Consider the following 16,186-nt stretch of genomic DNA (forward strand, 5'->3'; position numbering starts at 1 on the left):
TTTCTTGGGCCTCGTACCGCAGAGCCCGGCGATGCCACAAGTGCAACATGGTATGAAAATTGCCCAATGTTGTGATCGGTTGGTGTCACAACGATTGGGCAAAGTCGTTTATGTTTTTCTGCGGGCGTAATTATAGACGGCCGCAGTCTCGTCTAGAGGGCTCCGAAGCCGACGGCGTGCTTGGTTTCCGATCCGACGATGGCATAGCCCAAAGCGCCGGCCGGCACCATGATATGGCGGTCTTTATCGTCGACCAGATCGATCGGCTCGCCCTTCGATACGGCGTTCGAGATGGCTTCGCTTACTTCTTCGGCGCTTTTGTCGGTCGTGAAATTGACCGGACGTGCCACGTTTTGGATTCCGATTTCGACATCCATGGGTTACCTCTTTCTTTAAGGAATGGTTCTCAGGTTTTATTGTGCCCGAAGGCTGGTCATTACGCTTCTGGCTAGGATTGCCGCATCGGTCCGTTGCCGGGCAGCAGGCCGATGCGGTTTCGCCGGTTTGTGCGCTGTGGGGATCCGCTGATCTCCGCTCGCCCGGAAGCGCTGTTATCGTTTGTCGGTGTCTGTTGGCTTGGCGGGGTCGGCATCTGCGGAATCATCGGATTCGTGTGAATCGTTCGCGTCTTCGGAATCGTGGGCATCGAGATCGGTTTTCTCGGATGGCGAGGTGTCGCCATCGCCTGCGTCATCATCCGAGGGTTCCTCGTCCTGTCGGGCCGTGTCATCCGGTTCGTCGACGATTTCGGTTTCAGCCGCCTGCTGGTCGCCATCGTTCTGATTGCCTTGGACCTTGAGGTCGGTTCTTGATGAAAAGCGGTTCTTCTCGGCCTTTTCCTCGGCTTCCTCAAGTCCCAGCTGAGCGTCGTGCAAGGCCTGCTGTTCCTGTTCGAGCAAAGGGATCAGGGCGGTGGGAGCGTCGTGATTGACTTTGCCTCTCTTTGCCGTCTCGCTGTATGCGTCATCCTCTTGCGAGTACTGGATATGCCATGAGACTTTGGCTTCCCCGGTTCGGTCTTTCTCGTCATCGCCCCGCGTTGCGCTGCTGTTTTGGCGTTCAGGGTCTTTGCTCTCATCGTCGAGGGCACGGGGTTTCTTTTCGGCCTCGGTCAATATCATTGTGGCCGATGACGAGGGATTCGGCATGTTGGGGTAGAGGGGCTTGGCCTGCGTGGACGGTTTCTGCCGATCGTCGGTACGATCGTCATCCTCGTCGTCGAAAGGACGGGAATGTGAGGGGCTGAAATGCACCGGACGGTCGGCAGTCTTGTCGCTGGCCTCGACGAGTTTGGTGACTTCGGCGGAACCGGTCTTGTCGCTTTCCTCCTCTTCGACGTCTAGAGAGCGCCGTGACTTTCTGCGTTCGTTGGTTGAAGAGGGAGCGTTGTCTTTCGGCGATACTACGGCCGAGGCTGCGGTGGCGGCGCCTTTGGCCTTGTTGGCGACCACGGTCAGCTGATGCGCAAGATGCTCGACCTGCGCCTTGAACTGCAGGATCTTGGCATTGTCCGCACGGGAAAGCGCCGCGATGAAATCGCCGACCTGTTGCATCTGCAGCCAAAGGTTGGCGCGAAGGAGGATGAGGTCGTCGATTCGTGAGCCCATCATCGCGCCATAGGCGTTCATTAACGCATTGCGATGATCTTCATCCAATTTTGCGAACATCCAAGCCAGGTCTCGTGCAGGATCGTTGACTTGCATGTCTTGCCAGTTGCTCACTGCGGTGATGGTGGAATCGGAGAAGAGGAAATCGCCGTCCGCAAACCCTCCGTGGGTCAGGGTGGTGGAGAACGACCAGAGGCCTTCGGTGTCGATGATCCTGGCCCAGCTGGAGGTGATGGCAGGTGGCACGTGACCGGCCTGTTGCAGTCGTTTGATCCAACCGGTCAACTGGGTGCGAATCTGCCCGGTGGTGAACGCCGGGTATTTCGCCTCGGTGAGAAAATCGGTGCGTTGGCGGTGGATGGCTCCGATGGCGGTGCCGACGCTTGCCGCGTCCTGACAGGTCAGCAAATCAAGTCGACGTGCCTCCCCCTCGACGTGTGGTGCGACCAGCACCGAGTTTTTGCCGGTCCTGCTGCCTTTCCCGGCCGTACAGAACGCCAGCGCACGATCCAGCGCGAAGCCCAATCCGCTCATTTCATGGGATGTGGCGAGCACACCAGCCGCTTTGGCGCGTCCCGCAAGAAGCCTTTTGCCTTTTGGTTCGCTGGAGACGAACACGTCGTATTGCCGCCCGGCGGTGTCCTGCACCACGGCGTACTCGATGCCGACATCATTGTCGGCCTTGTCGCTGCGGTTGTGCTCGCACACCCCGGCCATGGATGTCTCGGGCATGGCGGCTGAGGCGAGGGCCGCCAGCATAAACTTGCTTCGTAAAGTCACATCTACCAGATTAATACACCCCTATGTCCTTGGAGCCTGCTCGCTTTCAAGGAATTACAAGGCTATCGGGTATGGCTGGCAGAATGGCAGATATGAACACCAGTGATGCACGGACCTTGCTTCAAGGGCTAGACGACGCCCAACGTGAGGCCGCCACGGCCCTTGACGGACCGGTGCGTATCATCGCCGGCGCCGGTGCAGGCAAGACGCGCACCGTCACCCGGCGCATCGCCTATGCCTGCGCCAAAGGCGAGTGGGACGCGAGCCGGTCGCTTGCGGTGACGTTTTCGGTGAAGGCCGCCGATGAGATGAAGCAGCGACTGGCATCGCTTGGTGTGGGGGGAAAGGTCAGGGCGGCCACCTTCCATTCCGCCGCCCTGCACCAGCTGCGTAAGGTCTGGTATGACGTAAGCGCCGCCCCCTTCCCGCACGTCGTTGAGGACACCCGGGAAATCATCGCACGGGCGCTGAGACGGGCCACCGGATCCGACCAATACGACGACATAGCCAGACGTAATCTGCTTGCCGAAATCAACTGGGCCAAAGTCTCGCTGATCGCTCCGGAGGATTACGGGAGGGTGTGCGCAGCCACGCACAGGTTGCCTCCCGCCGGACTTGACCCGCAACGTTTCGCTGACGTCTACACCTGCTACGAGCAGGAAAAGACCTCGCGTGGCGAAATGGATTTCAACGACATCCTTTTGCTGGCCTGCCATGTCCTCGAGGCGTTCGAGGAGCCGGCCGCGTCGATTCGGCAATCTGTCGGCTGGCTTACCGTCGACGAGTACCAGGATGTCTCGCCTCTGCAGCACCGCCTGATGGATCTTTGGCTGGGAGACAACCGCAACGTGTGCGTGGTCGGGGATCCTGCCCAGACGATTTATTCCTTCGCCGGTGCCTCGAGCCACGACCTGCTCAATTTCGCGGGGGAATTCGGAGAGCTCAACGCCGATATCAATCTCAATACCGATTACCGTTCCACGCCCCAGGTGGTCTCGATGGCCAATCGTGTCCTTTCCGCCGCGCCCGACCGCGACCAATATCTGCGTCTGGTTTCCGCTCGGGGCAAAGACGAGGGCATGCGTGTGGTCAAAACCGTCTACGAAAGCGACGTCGAGGAGGCGCAGGGTGTGGCTGGCCGCATTGCGCAGTTCATCGCTGCCGGCGCCAAACCGTCACAATGCGCGGTGCTCACGCGGCTCAACGCCCAGCAGCAGGTGGTCTGCAAGGCCCTGAAGGAGCGGGGAATCGCTTACCGGACCCGTCACGACGTCGGGGTATCGGGCACGGTCCTTCAAGACGATAACGAAAGCCGACGCGAGGCCATGGAGATTCTCGCCAGCAGACGTGAGCCGGGGGTCATGATCTCTTCGATTCATGCGGCAAAGGGCTTGGAGTTCAAGCATGTGTTCATCATCGGATGTTCGGAAGGCCTGCTGCCGTATGGCTCTCCGGCTCCCGGCGACGCCTTGGAGGAGGAACGTCGCCTCTTCTATGTGGCCGTGACCCGAGCCGAGGACTCCCTGCATCTTTCTTACGCGCGCAGCAAGGATGGCGCCTCGACCTTCTCACGCGCTCCGAGCCGCTTCTGGTGATGCAGGGGCGGATTCTGCCTTTAATGCGGCTTGAGTTGTGCCTTGACGCAGTGTTGGGGGCAGTTGTTGCCGGTTCTGCCTCTAACGCAACTGGAATGGTGGGTTTCTGTTGTGTTGGGGGCAGTTGTTGTGGGTTTTGCCTCTTAATGCTTATGCGAGATGTCATTGAGCTTTGCAGGGAATGCGACATGTGTTTATGCTGTGTTTATGCTGCGGATGAGGGTCATCGGTTGAACGTACCGGAAGTGTTTGCGGGCGTGGTGTTTTCGCCTCGGTTCCGCGAGTTTGCGTGAGGGCCATAATCGTCGTCGTGGCGATCATGGCCCTCACGTCTGTTCAGCGGCTGATGCACTGCTGAAGAGGCTTACTCGTCTTCGTTGCCGTCGTTTCCCGTCTGGCTGTTGCCATCGGATTCGTCGTTGTCACCGGTTTCCCGAGAGTCCTCTGGTTTTGAAGCAGAGGTGCCCGAAAGGTCTGTGCCGTCACTGGCCTTTTCGTCTTGGACGTCGTTGCTGTCGTTTTTGTCATCGTCATCGCCTTGGGCTTCGAGCAATTTCTCGAGTTCGGCGTCCCAGTCGATGCCGTGCTTGGAATCGGTGGTATCGCTGCCGTCAGCAGCGAAGGTGGTGATGCTCGCGTCCGGATTCGTGGTGATGTCGGATGATGACGTTTCCGCTTTGGGTGTGCTCTCGCTCTCGATTTCCGGCAACTTTGGCAACAGATCGGGATGCGACCATTTCTCGTCACGGGCCTTGTCGCCCTCTTGAGCGCCGATTTTCTCCCAGATGTCGGCCGCCTCGCGCATACGCTTGGGCCGTAGTTCCATGCCGAGCAGGCTTTCAAACGTGCGTTCCGCCGGTCCGCCGACCGCACGTTCGCGGCGCACCATCTCACGCAACTGGTCGATATGCGGGATATGGGCCACGCCGGCCTTCCACGTCACCGCGTCGACCCAACCTTCGACCAGGGCCAGCAGCGTTTCAAGGCTTTCGAGCGCCTCTTTCTGCTCCGGGGTATCGGCGATGCCGACCTTCGTCAGATCCACGGCCCCGGAAATCGAATCGGGATCCATCGAGGTCGCGTCGCGCAACTGCTCTTCCATGGCGTCCAGATCGATGCTGATGCCGCGGGCGTACTTGCCGATCAGTGCCTCGAAGCGGGGCATGAGCCACGGCACATGGGCGAAGAGACGGGCGTGCGCCACTTCCTCGAGCGCCAGGAACGCCAGCACTTCGGCCTGATCGATTTCCAGCGTCTTGGCGTATTCGATGGCGTTCTGCGCGATCAGTGCCCCGGCAGGGTTCTTCTGCAGAGCGATGCCTTGATCGAAGCTGCCGCGCACTTCATGCGAAAGCTGGCCTGCCGCGTGCCCGAGTTGCGTGGAGAAAGCCGTGTTGCCGAGAATCTTGATGAGATTGGCCGGATCCTTCATGTTGTCGGGAATCGGAACGGGAATCGGTCCGGCGAAGACACCGGCTATCTCGCCGTCACCGAAGGCATCGCCGAAGCGTTCCGAGACGACGCTGGAAAGCGCGTCGCTCATGGATTGCTCGACCGGGCTGGCGAATTTTGCCCACGAATCGACCGTCGCGTTGACCCAATCGGCGCGGGTGAACACCTGTGGGTCGCCCGGAGCCGGGTCGATGTCGCTGGCAGTGTCGAGCCAAAGGTTCGCCTCGCTCATCGCCTTTCGCACGGCTTCGCCCTCACTTGCCGTGACGGTTTGCTCGCTGCCTTCGTCGTTGGCGATGGCCAGGGCCAGGGAGGTCGCCAGCTTCACGTTGACGGGTCCCTGCTCGGCGCTTTGCTGCATGTCGCCGACCGTGTTGAGGCCGCTGGTGGTGAACGCGTTCATCAGCGCCTTCACCTCGGCGGGCTTGGGCAGCTTGGTCGGATCCTGGCCGAGGAGCTGGTCTTTGACCGCGTCGGGCAGAGCACTCAGCTGCTGGAAGGCCATATCGCCCTGTATCTGACCGAAGCAGTCGATCAACCATTGGTGTATCGCGTTTTCGTCCATCGGTATCGTCCTTTATCTTGAAGTCCCGGCAATATAACGTCCGTATGCTGATTCCATATTATTGTCTTCCATGGTCTTATCCGGGGCAACTTATGCTACCGAATGATAATCGCGGCAGCGGTGTCTGCAAGCCTAGGGTTGGAGACGCCGATGCTGCTGCGTCGTGTTTGCTCCGGTAGGGAAGGTTGCTGGAGGTTTTGTGACGTTGGTTGGCGTTTTTGCGTCGTGTTTGCTCCGGTATTGGGCTTTGCTGGAGGTTTTGCGACGCTGAGTGGTGGTTTGGCGTCGTGTTTGCTCCGGTATTGGGCTCTGTTGGTGGTTTTGTGACGTTGGTTGGCGCTTTGGCGTCGTATTTCCTCCGTTATCGGGCTTTGCTGGAGGTTTTGCGACGCTTGCTGGTGTTTTTGCGTCGTGTTTCCTCCGTTATCGGGCTTTGCTGGAGGTTTTGTGACGCTGAGTGGTGGTTTGGCGTCGTGTTTCCTCCGTTAGCGGGCTTTAATGGAGGATTTGTGACGCTTGCTGGTGCTTTGGAGTCGCGATTGCTCCATTAGCGGGCTTTAATGGAGGATTTGTGACGTTGGTTGGCGCTTAGGCTCGTGTTTCCTCCGTTATCGGGCTTTGCTGGAGGATTTGTGACGTTGAGTAGATATCGCGTCGCGGTGGAGCGCCATACTTGTGGGTTATGGCACGTAGCAATCAGGACCAGTGGCATCACAGTGGGCAGATGCCGATATCGCAGCCAGACGAAGGCGCGGCGGATTCGCGGTTTGGCGGTGACGATGATTTCGGCGGCATCGTCGGTGCAAACGCTGTGAACAACCATGCCTCGAGCGCTGCTGGAGATTTAAACGGTATAAACGGGACTGCTGCGGGTTCGAACGGTATGGAAGGGAATGCTCTTTTCGGTGTTGTCGATGCAAGTGGAGCAGGGGTCCCAGATACCGGTGAAGCGGGCGTCCCCGATTTCGGCCGTCAAGGTCTTTGGCATCGTCTTGTCCGGTATGGTTCGCGTCATTCGCTGCGCTATTTTGCCGGACTGATCTGTGCGGTGCTGTGTTTTCTGGTGCTGCTTCTGCCCAGCCCCTATGTCATCGAAACACCGGGCCCGACCCAGGATGTGCTGGGTGAATCGGCAGGCAAAGCGGTGATTGCCATCACCGGCGCGACCACGCACAAAAGCCGTGGCAAGCTGCTGTTGCTGACCGTCAATGCCCAGGGCGTTCCAGGCGCGCCGGCGCTCGGCATCCAGACCCTGATCGCATGGATCGACCCTCATCAGCAGGTCATGCCCAGCGAAGCCGTGTTCCCCGTTGGACAGAGTTCGCAGGAATACGAACAGACCTCGGCCAAGCAGATGACCGGCTCCCAGGACTCCGCGACCGCGGCGGCGCTCGCCTTCGCGAAGCAACACGGGATCGCAGGGGCCTCGCACGCCAAGGTGGAAATGCACGTCGACGACATCGGAGGCCCCTCGGCCGGCATGATGTATGCCTTGGGTGTCATCGACAAGCTCACCAGCGTCGATGAGACCGGAGGCAAGACGATTGCAGGCACCGGCACCATCGACAAGCAGGGAAAAGTCGGCAAAATCGGCGGTATCCAGCTGAAAATGCTTGGCGCCAAACGCGACGGTGCCACCTACTTCCTCGCCCCCGCCAGCAATTGCGATGAGGTTGTCGGCCACGTGCCGCACGGCTTGCGCGACGTCAGGGTCTCGACGCTGGACGAGGCTTACCGCTCTTTGGTCGCCATCGGGCAAGGCAAGGCCGATGGCCTGCCACATTGCACGGCGAATTAACGTCGAGGACGGCATACGTTGATCGGTGGCGTTGCCTGATCGTGTTGCATTCGATTCGCGGCTGCCCGTAGCGGCTTCGGTTTTCGGTCCGCTTGGTTTGTTGCCATAAGTTGTCGCGCTTGAACAAGCTCTGGGCTCTGGGCTATGGGCTATGGGCTCTGGGTTCCGGGTTCCGGGCTCTAGGTTCGAGTATGTCGTGTGCCCATTTTGCCCCGGCTTGCGGCGATCGCAGCCGGCCGTTGCGCAGGGGAGGCCATGTGATGTTCTTGGGATGCGGGTTTTGGCTGACCGATGCCGACGATGATTGACCTATGCGACCGGCAAAGACTCGGGCAAATGTCTGGTATTGCCCGCAATGTGGATACCTTACGGCGTCCTTGGGCGTGCTGTTCCATATGTTTGCTATATTGGAAGGGTGAATGAAACGGCATCAAAAAACGCTGAAGAGTTCGGTTTTCACCAAGGAGACATCGTACAGGAATGGCTGTGGGATGACGACGTGAGTGAATCCACTCGAGAGAAAATCATGGATTTGACCGGTCAGGATCTGGTCGACGAGGATTATGATTCTGCTGTCGACGGCGTCATCGTCTGGTGGCGCGACGGCGATGACGAGGACGCCTTGGCCGATACCATCATGGACGCACATGGGGTCATTGGTGAAGACGGACCGCTTTGGATTCTCACCCCCAAGCCGGGTCGTCCGGGCGCTCCCGCTTCCAATACGGTGCAGTCCGCCGCCAAGACCGCGGGCATGAACGCGGCCACGCCTTTGACGGTTTCCGAGGATTGGAACGGTATCCGTCTGCGGGCCTTCGGCAAAGGCCGCTAAAGCCATACGGCGGTTTTACTGCCATTACGCTCGATGCATCAATAACTCTTAAGAGCATTCGAAAGTCTTCGCTTGCCTGTGGTGAGCGGAGGCTTTTGCATGCTGGTTCGTGGTGCTTTTGAGGTTGTGGTCATATTGCAATACCGTATTGCGCGCTAATGCGTGTCGAACGAAATGAAGTTCGCGCGGACGAGAACCCGTTAGGCTCCGTGCGTTGCACATTGCCGTTGTTCTGCACGTCTCAATTGTTCATTGGTTTGCGCTTCCCTCATCTCTCGATAGGTGTGCGGAACGCAAAAGGTTCCCTCCGGCAATGATGACCGGCGGGAACCTTCGGCTACTCAACGAGGCTGCGGCTTAGAGCCCCGGATACAGCGGGAAATCTTCGGTGAGCTTGGTGACACGGGCGTGCAGCGCCTCCACGTCTGCGTCCTTGCCGGCGGCGAGGGCGGTGCCGATGATATCGGCGACCTCCTCATACTGCGGGGCGGCGAATCCCCGGGTTGCCAGAGCCGAGGTTCCGATGCGCAGGCCGGACGCCACGGAAGCCGGACGCGGGTCGAAGGGCACGGTGTTGCGGTTGACGGTGATGCCGCATTGCGCGAGCAGGTTTTCGCCGGTCAGCCCGTCCATCTCGCTATGACGCAGATCGACCATCACCAGATGCACGTCGGTGCCGCCGGTCAGCACAGTGATGCCCTGAGCCTTGACATCATCGGCGTTCAGACGGTCGGCGAGGATCTTGGCGCCCTCGAGCGTGCGTTCCATGCGATGCTTGAAAGCCTCGGTGCCGGCGACCTTGAAGGCCACGGCTTTGGCGGCGATGATGTGCATCAACGGTCCGCCCTGCTGGCCCGGGAAAACGGCGGAGTTGATCTTCTTGCCGTATTCCTTCTTGGCCAGAATGAAGCCGGAACGTGGCCCGCCCAGCGTCTTGTGCGCGGTCGAGGAGACGACGTCTGCGTAGGGGACAGGGCTTGGGTGCAGCCCGGCGGCCACCATGCCGGCGAAGTGGGCCATATCGACCCAGAATTTCGCGCCCACCTCGTCGGCGATTTCCTTCATCGCCTTGAAGTCCTCGATGCGCGGGTAGGCGCTCCAGCCGCCGATGATCAGCTGCGGGTGGACCTCGAGCGCGCGCTGGCGAATGATTTCGGGGTCGATCAGGAAGGTGTCAGGGTTCACGCCGTAGGATTCGGCGTGGTAGAACTTGCCGGAGAAGTTCATCTTGGTGCCGTGGGTCAGATGGCCGCCGTGGTCGAGCGCCAGGCCCAGCACGGTGTCGCCTGGCTTGATGAGCGCCTGGTAGACGGCGGCATTGGCCTGTGCGCCGGAATGGGGCTGTACGTTTGCGAATTCGGCGCCGAACAGCTCTTTGGCACGGTTACGGGCCAGCGTCTCGATGCCGTCGACGAACTCGCAGCCGCCGTAGTAACGGCGCCCGGGGTAGCCTTCCGCGTACTTGTTGGTCAGGATGGAGCCCTGCGCGTCGAGCACGGCGCGGGGCACGAAGTTTTCGGAGGCGATCATCTCAAGGCCGTTTTGCTGACGCTTGAGCTCATCGTTGATCAGCGACGAGATTTCGGGGTCCGCAATCGCGATGGGCGCATTGAACGCGTCCGACGAACTCTGCGCAACTGCAGGGTTGGATGTGTCGGCTTTATATGGTTCAGCCATTTTGAACTCCTTTTTATACTCGTCGGCTGCCGGGAATGCGGCAGGTTGGTCCCGCTTCGTCCGCTCTTTGACAACGAACGGAATTTCACGGATTACGCAGCAAAGAAGCTTGTACTTGTTGCTGTGTAAGTGCCATTATGCCAGATAGTTGCCGGAACATGCCCTATTTGTTCTGTTTGTGGACAATTCGTCATTGAGGGGATTGATGATCTGCTCTAGCCGCAGTATACGGCGATGCCGAAATTCGACGGTGATGATAACCGATGGAGCATTGGTAAAACGGTAACGCAGGGAACTGTGGGCGATGAGGGATTCGAACCCCCGACATCCACCGTGTAAAGGTGGCGCTCTAACCAACTGAGCTAATCGCCCGTCAACTTTGTCTAGCTTAGCGCAACCGTTGCCCAGCGGGGTGTCGGCGGATTGGCGTGCCGTGCTGTTGGCGGCGAATATCGTCATGATGGTTTACGATCGTACTTTCTTGAGACCTTCGATCTTCCCGCCATCCCTTAAACGCCATGGTGACGCCTCCTCCGGTCGAAGGATGGCGATAATGAGGAGCTTTCTGCGACGATGCTTGGTGGTAACATGCCGGAAGACGGCGGTGACAATGACGGGCAAAGAGATCAAGGTTGAAGAAGGCGAACCGCGGTGCCGTGTGTCCGATCGGGGGTGGACGATGAGGCTGCGTGATCGTTTTCCGAAGCTGATTGGGTCGTTGGTGATGTCGGATGATGAGTTCTGGTCGTTGCATCCGTTGCGGCTGCGCGTGATCATGGGGGTTGTCGGGGGCGAGTTTACTTTGATGGGCTTGTTGCTCTGGTGTCTGGTGACGATTGGCCTTGGGGCCGGTGACCTGCTGATGCATCATTCCGTTGCTCTGGGTCGTGTAATGCCGTGGTCTGATTTGGCTGCGTTGGCGGTGGCGGCGCTGACATTGATGGTTGTGGGCGTAGCAGTGTTGGTGCTGGTGTTTCATAGGAGTGTTGGGGTAAAACGTGTGGTGTCGCTGCTGTGCCGTTATATGCCGGTGCTGTGTGCGCTGACGGCGGTGGGTGTGTTTGCCTCGCGTGACCGGTATTGTGCGGTCTTCGGTATCTGTCTGTTGGCGATTGGTTCGTTTCCCGGTTTGGTGTTGAACCGGTATGTCAGATGGGTGAAGGTCAAATGAGTTTCACGGCGATCAGGCTTGCGGGCGTGGATTGCAAGGGTGTGTCGGACTATGTTCAGGACGTGGGTACCGATGTGTCGAGTGCCGTCGGTGCTGGCGGTCGGTCTTCGGGTTCGATTCCGTCGGGTGCTTGGTCGTTTGATTTCACGTTGACTGGTCCGATGTGGTGGGAGTTTGCGATGGCGTCGAACGCCTATGGGCGTGGGTTGCGTCATATCTATGTGCAGGGCTCCGTGTTTGTTGTTGTGCTGTTGCTGGTGGTTTTCCTGAGTAATGGGACCTTGTATTTTCCTAATGATGAATGGTGGGTTCTTGTTCTTGTCGGGCTTCTTGTTGTGTGTTTGCTGCTTTGCGGTGGTCCGTTTCCTCGTCGGGTTGTGATGAACCAGTCGGCGAGATTGGTGTCGCAGTGGTTCCCGGTGCCGAGTGGGACTGGTCCGGAGATGCGCAGTGCGGTGGGGCAGTGGAAGAACGGTGTGTTCGACAGGCGTTGGCTGACGCTGTGCCGGCTGTGGGTCGATGGCGGCGGCGTGGTGTTGCTGCGTCGTGTGAACGGTGAGGAGTATATGGTGCGTGCTTCTTGGTCGCAGTTGGATTGTGTGCGGCTGACGGAGCATGCGGTGGTGTTGTCGCCGTCGGCTGGTGGGAAGGCGTCGATTGATATCATTCCGGCTGTGGCGGATGTGAAACTTGCGGATTTGGACTGCTGTGTTTTGGTGGATCGGTCGGTGGTGCCCGATGTGGAGGGGTTCGTGGCCTGGTGCCGGGATCGCATCGCGGTCGCCGCGCCCCGCTCTCGTGGCCTGCGTGCGTGGGTGCGTCGTTTCCGTTCGTGGTTGTATGGGGACCGTGAGTTTTTGTATGGCCCGTCGAAGGGTATGCGTCCAGGGTGGTGAGGGCGTTGAGACTATTCGTGTTGAGAGAAGATTGAGAGATGACGGTTGTCGGTAGCGAAAGGAGTCGGGGTGGTTGATGGTTTGGCCGGGAGTTTCCGTCCCGAGCGGACGTTGGGGTCGATAGGTTCGATAGCGTTCAATCCGGAGCAATGGTATATGTTGATTGGTGGCCCAGATTATCTGTGTTTCCTGGTGCCGGAACGTTTGTTGCCGTTCTCGTATGGCGCGAAGAACGGGTTCAGGAATGGTTTTGACGGTCTGTTGCATGGAGGCAGATGATGGGCGGGCGTTTTTTGTCGGGCGGGTCGGTCGGCGGTTCCTCGCCGGAGTCGTTGGGTCCGTTCCGTTTCGTGTTGGGTTACCGGGAGTTCAAACAGCTGTTCCGTGCGGAGAACGGCGCCTACATGCGCAAGATCGGGCTCATGGGGACGGTGTGTGCCGGGTGGGCTATTCCTGCTTCGTTTATTGGCGGGATAGTGCCAATGTTTGAGGGAGAAATCGAATGGACTGTGAGTAATATCGCGGGAAATTTTGGTGTTTTTTTGATTGGTTGTTTTTTTGTGTGGTGTCTGGTGCGTCCGCCGTTTCTGTTTGTGTTCCGTTCGGGTGAGGCGCGTTCGTTCTTCCGGTTCCATGGGTTGCGTGTGCCCGGGGGTGTGGACCCGCGCGGGCTGTCGGTGTCGGTGTCGACGTCGTTGTGCGCGTTGGGCGGCGAGGAGGTGGCTGCCGACGGGACGGTGGTGCGTACGCCGTATGCGTTCATGCGGCGGTGGCCGGTGGTGACGCGTCGTTTCGTGTTTCTGCCGGTGGCGGATTGGCGCAGTGATTCGGCGGTGTGGAACATGGTGGGGGTGAACTGGGCGTTCCGTCCTGAGTGGGATGGTGAGGGTGTGGCGTTGCCGTGTTCGGGTGTGCCTGGTGTGTGGCGTGTGTGGTGGCGGGTGCATGGGCGTGTGCGTGAGGCGTCGGGGCGGTACCGGCGTGCGAGGCGTCTGGCCTCTCGTGGGGTGCGTGACCCCGTGGCGGTGTCGGAGGCGTTGGCGTTGATGCGTCCGGAGCTGGAGTGGCTGGCCGAGGGCGAACGCCTCAACCAGCAACACAAAAGCAGCAGAAACCGGGAAGCGTCGCTTTCGGGGGCTGAGCTGTCAAAGATGGATCCGAAAACAGAAAGGAGACAAGCATGAATCAGTTGGAGAATACGGTCGAGAAATTTGATCTGGAAGCGCAGATTGCTGGCCTATATGTCACTCAAGCTGCAGCTCAGGGCGATGTGGATTGGTGGAATGCTCGTGTCGGTGACTTGCAAGGGCAGATATCTCGCAAAGGACAGGCGATACAGAATGCCGTGTCGTACCGCGATGGAACGCTTGCAGGTTTAAGTAAGTCCAATGCCGCCGTAAATGATTGTTTGTCCGCTCTTGGAGACGCGGTCGTGAAGGGGATGGGCGAGGATAGTGCGAAACAAAGCGTTTTCGGCATATCGCGTGGCAATGACGATGTAATAGGCGACGCGGAGAAAGCGTGCAATGATTTGATATCCAGGTTGCGGAGGGAGCTCGGCGATTTGAATGGTCAACTCTCTGACGCACAGAACAAGGCAGCTGCTGCGGCTAGTCGTAGAGACGGAATCAGCAAGCAGATTTCCGCGGATGCTTCGAAGCTAAGAAAGTTATAGTATGCCTCACACTGATTGTGGCATGGTTTTGGCTTTTGTTCTGGTTAATGGTATCCGGGTTGATTAATAGTAAAGCATAAGAGGGGTTTGTGATGGTGGTTGTGGGTTGTGATGGTTGGCTTCCGGTGGGTTCGGTGGTGCATCTGAGGGGCGGTGAGCGTCTGACGATGGTGGCGGGCCATATGCAGGAGGAGGCGGGTACGGGTACGTATTGGGATTATCTGGGGTATCCGTATCCGGAGGGTCGTGCGGATGCGTCGAGGGATTATTTCTTCAACAAGGATTTCATTGACGGGGTGTATTTCGTGGGGTATCAGGATGTTGCCGGTGGCGAGTACCTGGATTTCCTGAAGGATCATGAGGCGGAGTTCCGTGAGGAGCAGGCGAGGCGTGCGGGCCGTGCGGGTGACTTGCATAAGGACACCAATCCCGGGAACGACGATGACGGGTCGGAGTCTTCTGATGCCGATGCGGGGGGTACCGTAGGAGATGGGGATGGTTCCCGTGGCTGAGTCTGGTGTGTTGGACGGCAAGGTGCTGGTGGAGGTGTTGCTGCCGGCTGACGGACGGGTGTATTCGTTGCGTCTGCCGTGCGGGTTGCGTGTGGGCGCGGCGGCGGATCTGGCGGCGCGCTTGGTGGCGTCTCGTGCCTCTGGGGTGTTCTCGTATGCGGGCGGTGCTGATTTGGCGCGGCGTGACGGGGAGCCTGCGGGCCAGTTGCTGCCGCCGGGCGAGCTGGTGGGTTCGCTGGTGGCGCGTGGCGCGTTGGTCGACGGCAGCCCGCTCGTGCTGGTGTAGGCGGTGTCTCTGGCCCATCGGCCGTGATGTTGTTGAAGGCGTCGAAGAGGTTGACTGTGGGCCTTGTTCGCAGTTCATGGCGACGGGAAGTCGGTGTGTATCGGTGGTCTGTTTGGTTTCGTTTCCTTGTTGGTCTTGACGGTCATGAGGCTGTGGGTGATGGGCGATTGACCGGAGTCTTGATTGATATGGGTTTGTCGGGACTGTTGTTCCGGTCGTGTTGTCGGATGATTTGTTGCCGGTTCGAGCCGGTGTCGGGAGGAACGGATGCTGGGGAATTGGCTCAATGAGCGACGGGCCGAGGGGGCGATTTCGAACTTGCCGGTGGATGTGCGCAGTGCCGCAGTCGTGTCGGGTGGCAAATCTCCGGGTTCGTCCAAATCGGGTGCCGGGTCGTTTGATTTCACGTTGACTGGTCCGATGTGGGGCGAGTTCGTGGAGGCGGCGAATGCGTACGGGCGTGGAGTGCGGCGCGTTTTCCTGCCGTTCGTAGTGTTTTTTGGTGCTTTGTGCCTGATGATTGTCGGGGTGATGCGGTCCAGGTTTTTCGGTGATTCCGAGTCGGTGAAGTTGTTCGCTGGGTTATTTGCCTTCATGGTCGTTGCTTTGCTTTTCTGTTGGGGCCGGTTGGATTCTTTGGTGGTGTTGCGTTCGATGTTTCGTTCGCTGTCGGATTGGTTTGCGGTGCCGAGTACGAGCACGGCGGAGTTGACGCGGGTGTTCGCCACGTGGCGTTACAAGAGTTTTGATGCTCGTTGGCTGACGCCGTGTCGTCTGTGGGTGGATGACGGCGGCGTGGTGTTGCTGCATCGTGTGAACGGCGAGGAATATACGACCCGTGCGGCGTGGTCGGATCTGGCGTGTGTGCGGCTGACGGAACATGCGGTGGTGCTTTCGCCTTCGGCGGGTGGGAAGGCGTCGATGGACATCATCCCGGCGGTGGCGGATGTGCGGTTCGCCGACCTGAACGGCTGTGTTTTGGTGGACCGGCGGGTGTTGCCCGATGTGGAAGGGTTCGTGGCATGGTGCCGCGAGCGTATCGCGTCTGCGGCGGCCCCGTTGCCGTCGCGTGGCCTGCGTGCGTGGGTGCGTCGTTTCCGTTCGTGGTTGTATGGGGACCGTGAGTTTTTGGATGGCCCGCCGGCGTGGGCGGCGAACAAGTGAACATGCCGGAGGAGTGTTATGTTGTCGGTCGTGGTTTTTAGTGGAAGGAGTCGGTGATGGCTGATGGTCTGGCAGGACGTTTCCGTCCCGAGTGGACGTTGGGGTCGTACATGGACATCGAGTTCGTGGCGGGCCGTGAGCCTGTTGGAACGACTCTCTGACGTGCCGCGCGCCGA

General features: G+C 59.2%; 14 protein-coding genes and 1 tRNA gene. 10 read left to right on the forward strand and 5 right to left on the reverse strand.

Annotation, left to right across the window (positions count from 1 at the left end):
• Positions 1-152: 152 nt before the first annotated feature.
• Entirely contained in the window at positions 153-377 is a 225-nt protein-coding gene (locus tag OZX64_RS02605) for a DUF3107 domain-containing protein (RefSeq protein WP_277156201.1), read from the reverse strand.
• A gap of 174 nt (positions 378-551) precedes the next feature.
• Entirely contained in the window at positions 552-2,387 is a 1,836-nt protein-coding gene (locus OZX64_RS02610) for a phosphotransferase (protein WP_348519414.1), read from the reverse strand.
• Between the two features lie 83 nt (positions 2,388-2,470).
• Between OZX64_RS02610 and OZX64_RS02615 the strand changes: the two genes are divergently transcribed.
• On the forward strand, positions 2,471-3,982 hold the full coding sequence (locus tag OZX64_RS02615) for an ATP-dependent helicase (RefSeq protein ID WP_277174941.1): 1,512 nt from the start codon (positions 2,471-2,473) through the stop codon (positions 3,980-3,982).
• A 364-nt stretch (positions 3,983-4,346) separates the two neighbouring features.
• Here OZX64_RS02615 and OZX64_RS02620 read toward each other — a convergent pair whose 3' ends face one another.
• On the reverse strand, positions 4,347-5,999 hold the full coding sequence (locus tag OZX64_RS02620) for a zinc-dependent metalloprotease (protein ID WP_277173639.1): 1,653 nt from the start codon (positions 5,997-5,999) through the stop codon (positions 4,347-4,349).
• 682 nt (positions 6,000-6,681) lie between these two features.
• Between OZX64_RS02620 and OZX64_RS02625 the strand changes: the two genes are divergently transcribed.
• On the forward strand, positions 6,682-7,797 hold the full coding sequence (locus OZX64_RS02625) for a S16 family serine protease (RefSeq protein WP_277173641.1): 1,116 nt from the start codon (positions 6,682-6,684) through the stop codon (positions 7,795-7,797).
• A gap of 415 nt (positions 7,798-8,212) precedes the next feature.
• On the forward strand, positions 8,213-8,629 hold the full coding sequence (locus OZX64_RS02630; protein ID WP_277156196.1) for a DUF3052 domain-containing protein: 417 nt from the start codon (positions 8,213-8,215) through the stop codon (positions 8,627-8,629).
• A gap of 357 nt (positions 8,630-8,986) precedes the next feature.
• Here the strand turns inward: OZX64_RS02630 and glyA are convergent, their stop codons facing one another.
• Both glyA and OZX64_RS02640 read right to left on the reverse strand, forming a co-directional pair.
• On the reverse strand, positions 8,987-10,306 hold the full coding sequence (gene glyA, locus OZX64_RS02635; RefSeq protein ID WP_277156195.1) for a serine hydroxymethyltransferase: 1,320 nt from the start codon (positions 10,304-10,306) through the stop codon (positions 8,987-8,989).
• A gap of 298 nt (positions 10,307-10,604) precedes the next feature.
• A tRNA-Val gene (locus OZX64_RS02640) sits at positions 10,605-10,678 on the reverse strand.
• Positions 10,679-10,916: 238 nt separating this feature from the next.
• On the opposite strand from OZX64_RS02640, the gene OZX64_RS02645 reads away from it, so the two are divergent.
• The 7 genes from OZX64_RS02645 to OZX64_RS02675 all read left to right on the forward strand — a co-directional run bounded on the left by OZX64_RS02645 (position 10,917) and on the right by OZX64_RS02675 (position 16,010).
• Positions 10,917-11,477, forward strand: a complete 561-nt coding sequence (locus OZX64_RS02645; RefSeq protein WP_277173643.1) for a hypothetical protein — start codon at positions 10,917-10,919, stop codon at positions 11,475-11,477.
• Positions 11,459-12,373: a hypothetical protein gene (locus OZX64_RS02650; RefSeq protein ID WP_277173645.1), complete on the forward strand. Its 915-nt coding sequence runs from the start codon at positions 11,459-11,461 to the stop codon at positions 12,371-12,373. The genes OZX64_RS02645 and OZX64_RS02650 overlap by 19 nt, the downstream gene beginning before the upstream one ends.
• A gap of 275 nt (positions 12,374-12,648) precedes the next feature.
• Positions 12,649-13,557, forward strand: coding sequence for a hypothetical protein (locus OZX64_RS02655; RefSeq protein WP_277173647.1), 909 nt, complete (start codon positions 12,649-12,651; stop codon positions 13,555-13,557).
• A complete protein-coding gene (locus OZX64_RS02660; RefSeq protein WP_277173649.1) occupies positions 13,554-14,048 on the forward strand; it encodes a hypothetical protein in 495 nt (164 codons plus the stop codon). Before OZX64_RS02655 ends, OZX64_RS02660 begins: the two co-directional genes overlap by 4 nt.
• A 92-nt stretch (positions 14,049-14,140) precedes the next feature.
• The gene (locus tag OZX64_RS02665; protein ID WP_277173651.1) at positions 14,141-14,560 is read left to right on the forward strand and encodes a DUF4176 domain-containing protein; all 420 of its coding nucleotides are present in this window, start codon (positions 14,141-14,143) and stop codon (positions 14,558-14,560) included.
• Positions 14,553-14,846 carry a hypothetical protein gene (locus tag OZX64_RS02670; protein WP_277173653.1) on the forward strand — a complete coding sequence of 98 codons (294 nt, stop codon included), beginning with the start codon at positions 14,553-14,555 and terminating at the stop codon, positions 14,844-14,846. The genes OZX64_RS02665 and OZX64_RS02670 overlap by 8 nt, the downstream gene beginning before the upstream one ends.
• 267 nt (positions 14,847-15,113) lie before the next feature.
• The gene (locus tag OZX64_RS02675; RefSeq protein ID WP_277173654.1) at positions 15,114-16,010 is read left to right on the forward strand and encodes a hypothetical protein; all 897 of its coding nucleotides are present in this window, start codon (positions 15,114-15,116) and stop codon (positions 16,008-16,010) included.
• Positions 16,011-16,186: the final 176 nt, after the last annotated feature.

It is taken from the genome of Bifidobacterium sp. ESL0704 (assembly GCF_029392075.1).
Classification (GTDB): Bacteria; Actinomycetota; Actinomycetes; order Actinomycetales; family Bifidobacteriaceae; genus Bifidobacterium.

Coding starts and splice junctions, on each gene's coding strand:
- OZX64_RS02605 (WP_277156201.1), bottom strand. CDS start 377: ATGGATGTCGAAATCGGAATCCAAAACGTGGCACGTCCGGTCAATTTC.
- OZX64_RS02665 (WP_277173651.1), top strand. CDS start 14,141: ATGGTGGTTGTGGGTTGTGATGGTTGGCTTCCGGTGGGTTCGGTGGTG.
- OZX64_RS02625 (WP_277173641.1), top strand. CDS start 6,682: ATGGCACGTAGCAATCAGGACCAGTGGCATCACAGTGGGCAGATGCCG.
- OZX64_RS02655 (WP_277173647.1), top strand. CDS start 12,649: ATGATGGGCGGGCGTTTTTTGTCGGGCGGGTCGGTCGGCGGTTCCTCG.
- OZX64_RS02650 (WP_277173645.1), top strand. CDS start 11,459: ATGGGTGAAGGTCAAATGAGTTTCACGGCGATCAGGCTTGCGGGCGTG.
- glyA (WP_277156195.1), bottom strand. CDS start 10,306: ATGGCTGAACCATATAAAGCCGACACATCCAACCCTGCAGTTGCGCAG.
- OZX64_RS02660 (WP_277173649.1), top strand. CDS start 13,554: ATGAATCAGTTGGAGAATACGGTCGAGAAATTTGATCTGGAAGCGCAG.
- OZX64_RS02615 (WP_277174941.1), top strand. CDS start 2,471: ATGGCAGATATGAACACCAGTGATGCACGGACCTTGCTTCAAGGGCTA.
- OZX64_RS02620 (WP_277173639.1), bottom strand. CDS start 5,999: ATGGACGAAAACGCGATACACCAATGGTTGATCGACTGCTTCGGTCAG.
- OZX64_RS02645 (WP_277173643.1), top strand. CDS start 10,917: ATGACGGGCAAAGAGATCAAGGTTGAAGAAGGCGAACCGCGGTGCCGT.
- OZX64_RS02675 (WP_277173654.1), top strand. CDS start 15,114: ATGCTGGGGAATTGGCTCAATGAGCGACGGGCCGAGGGGGCGATTTCG.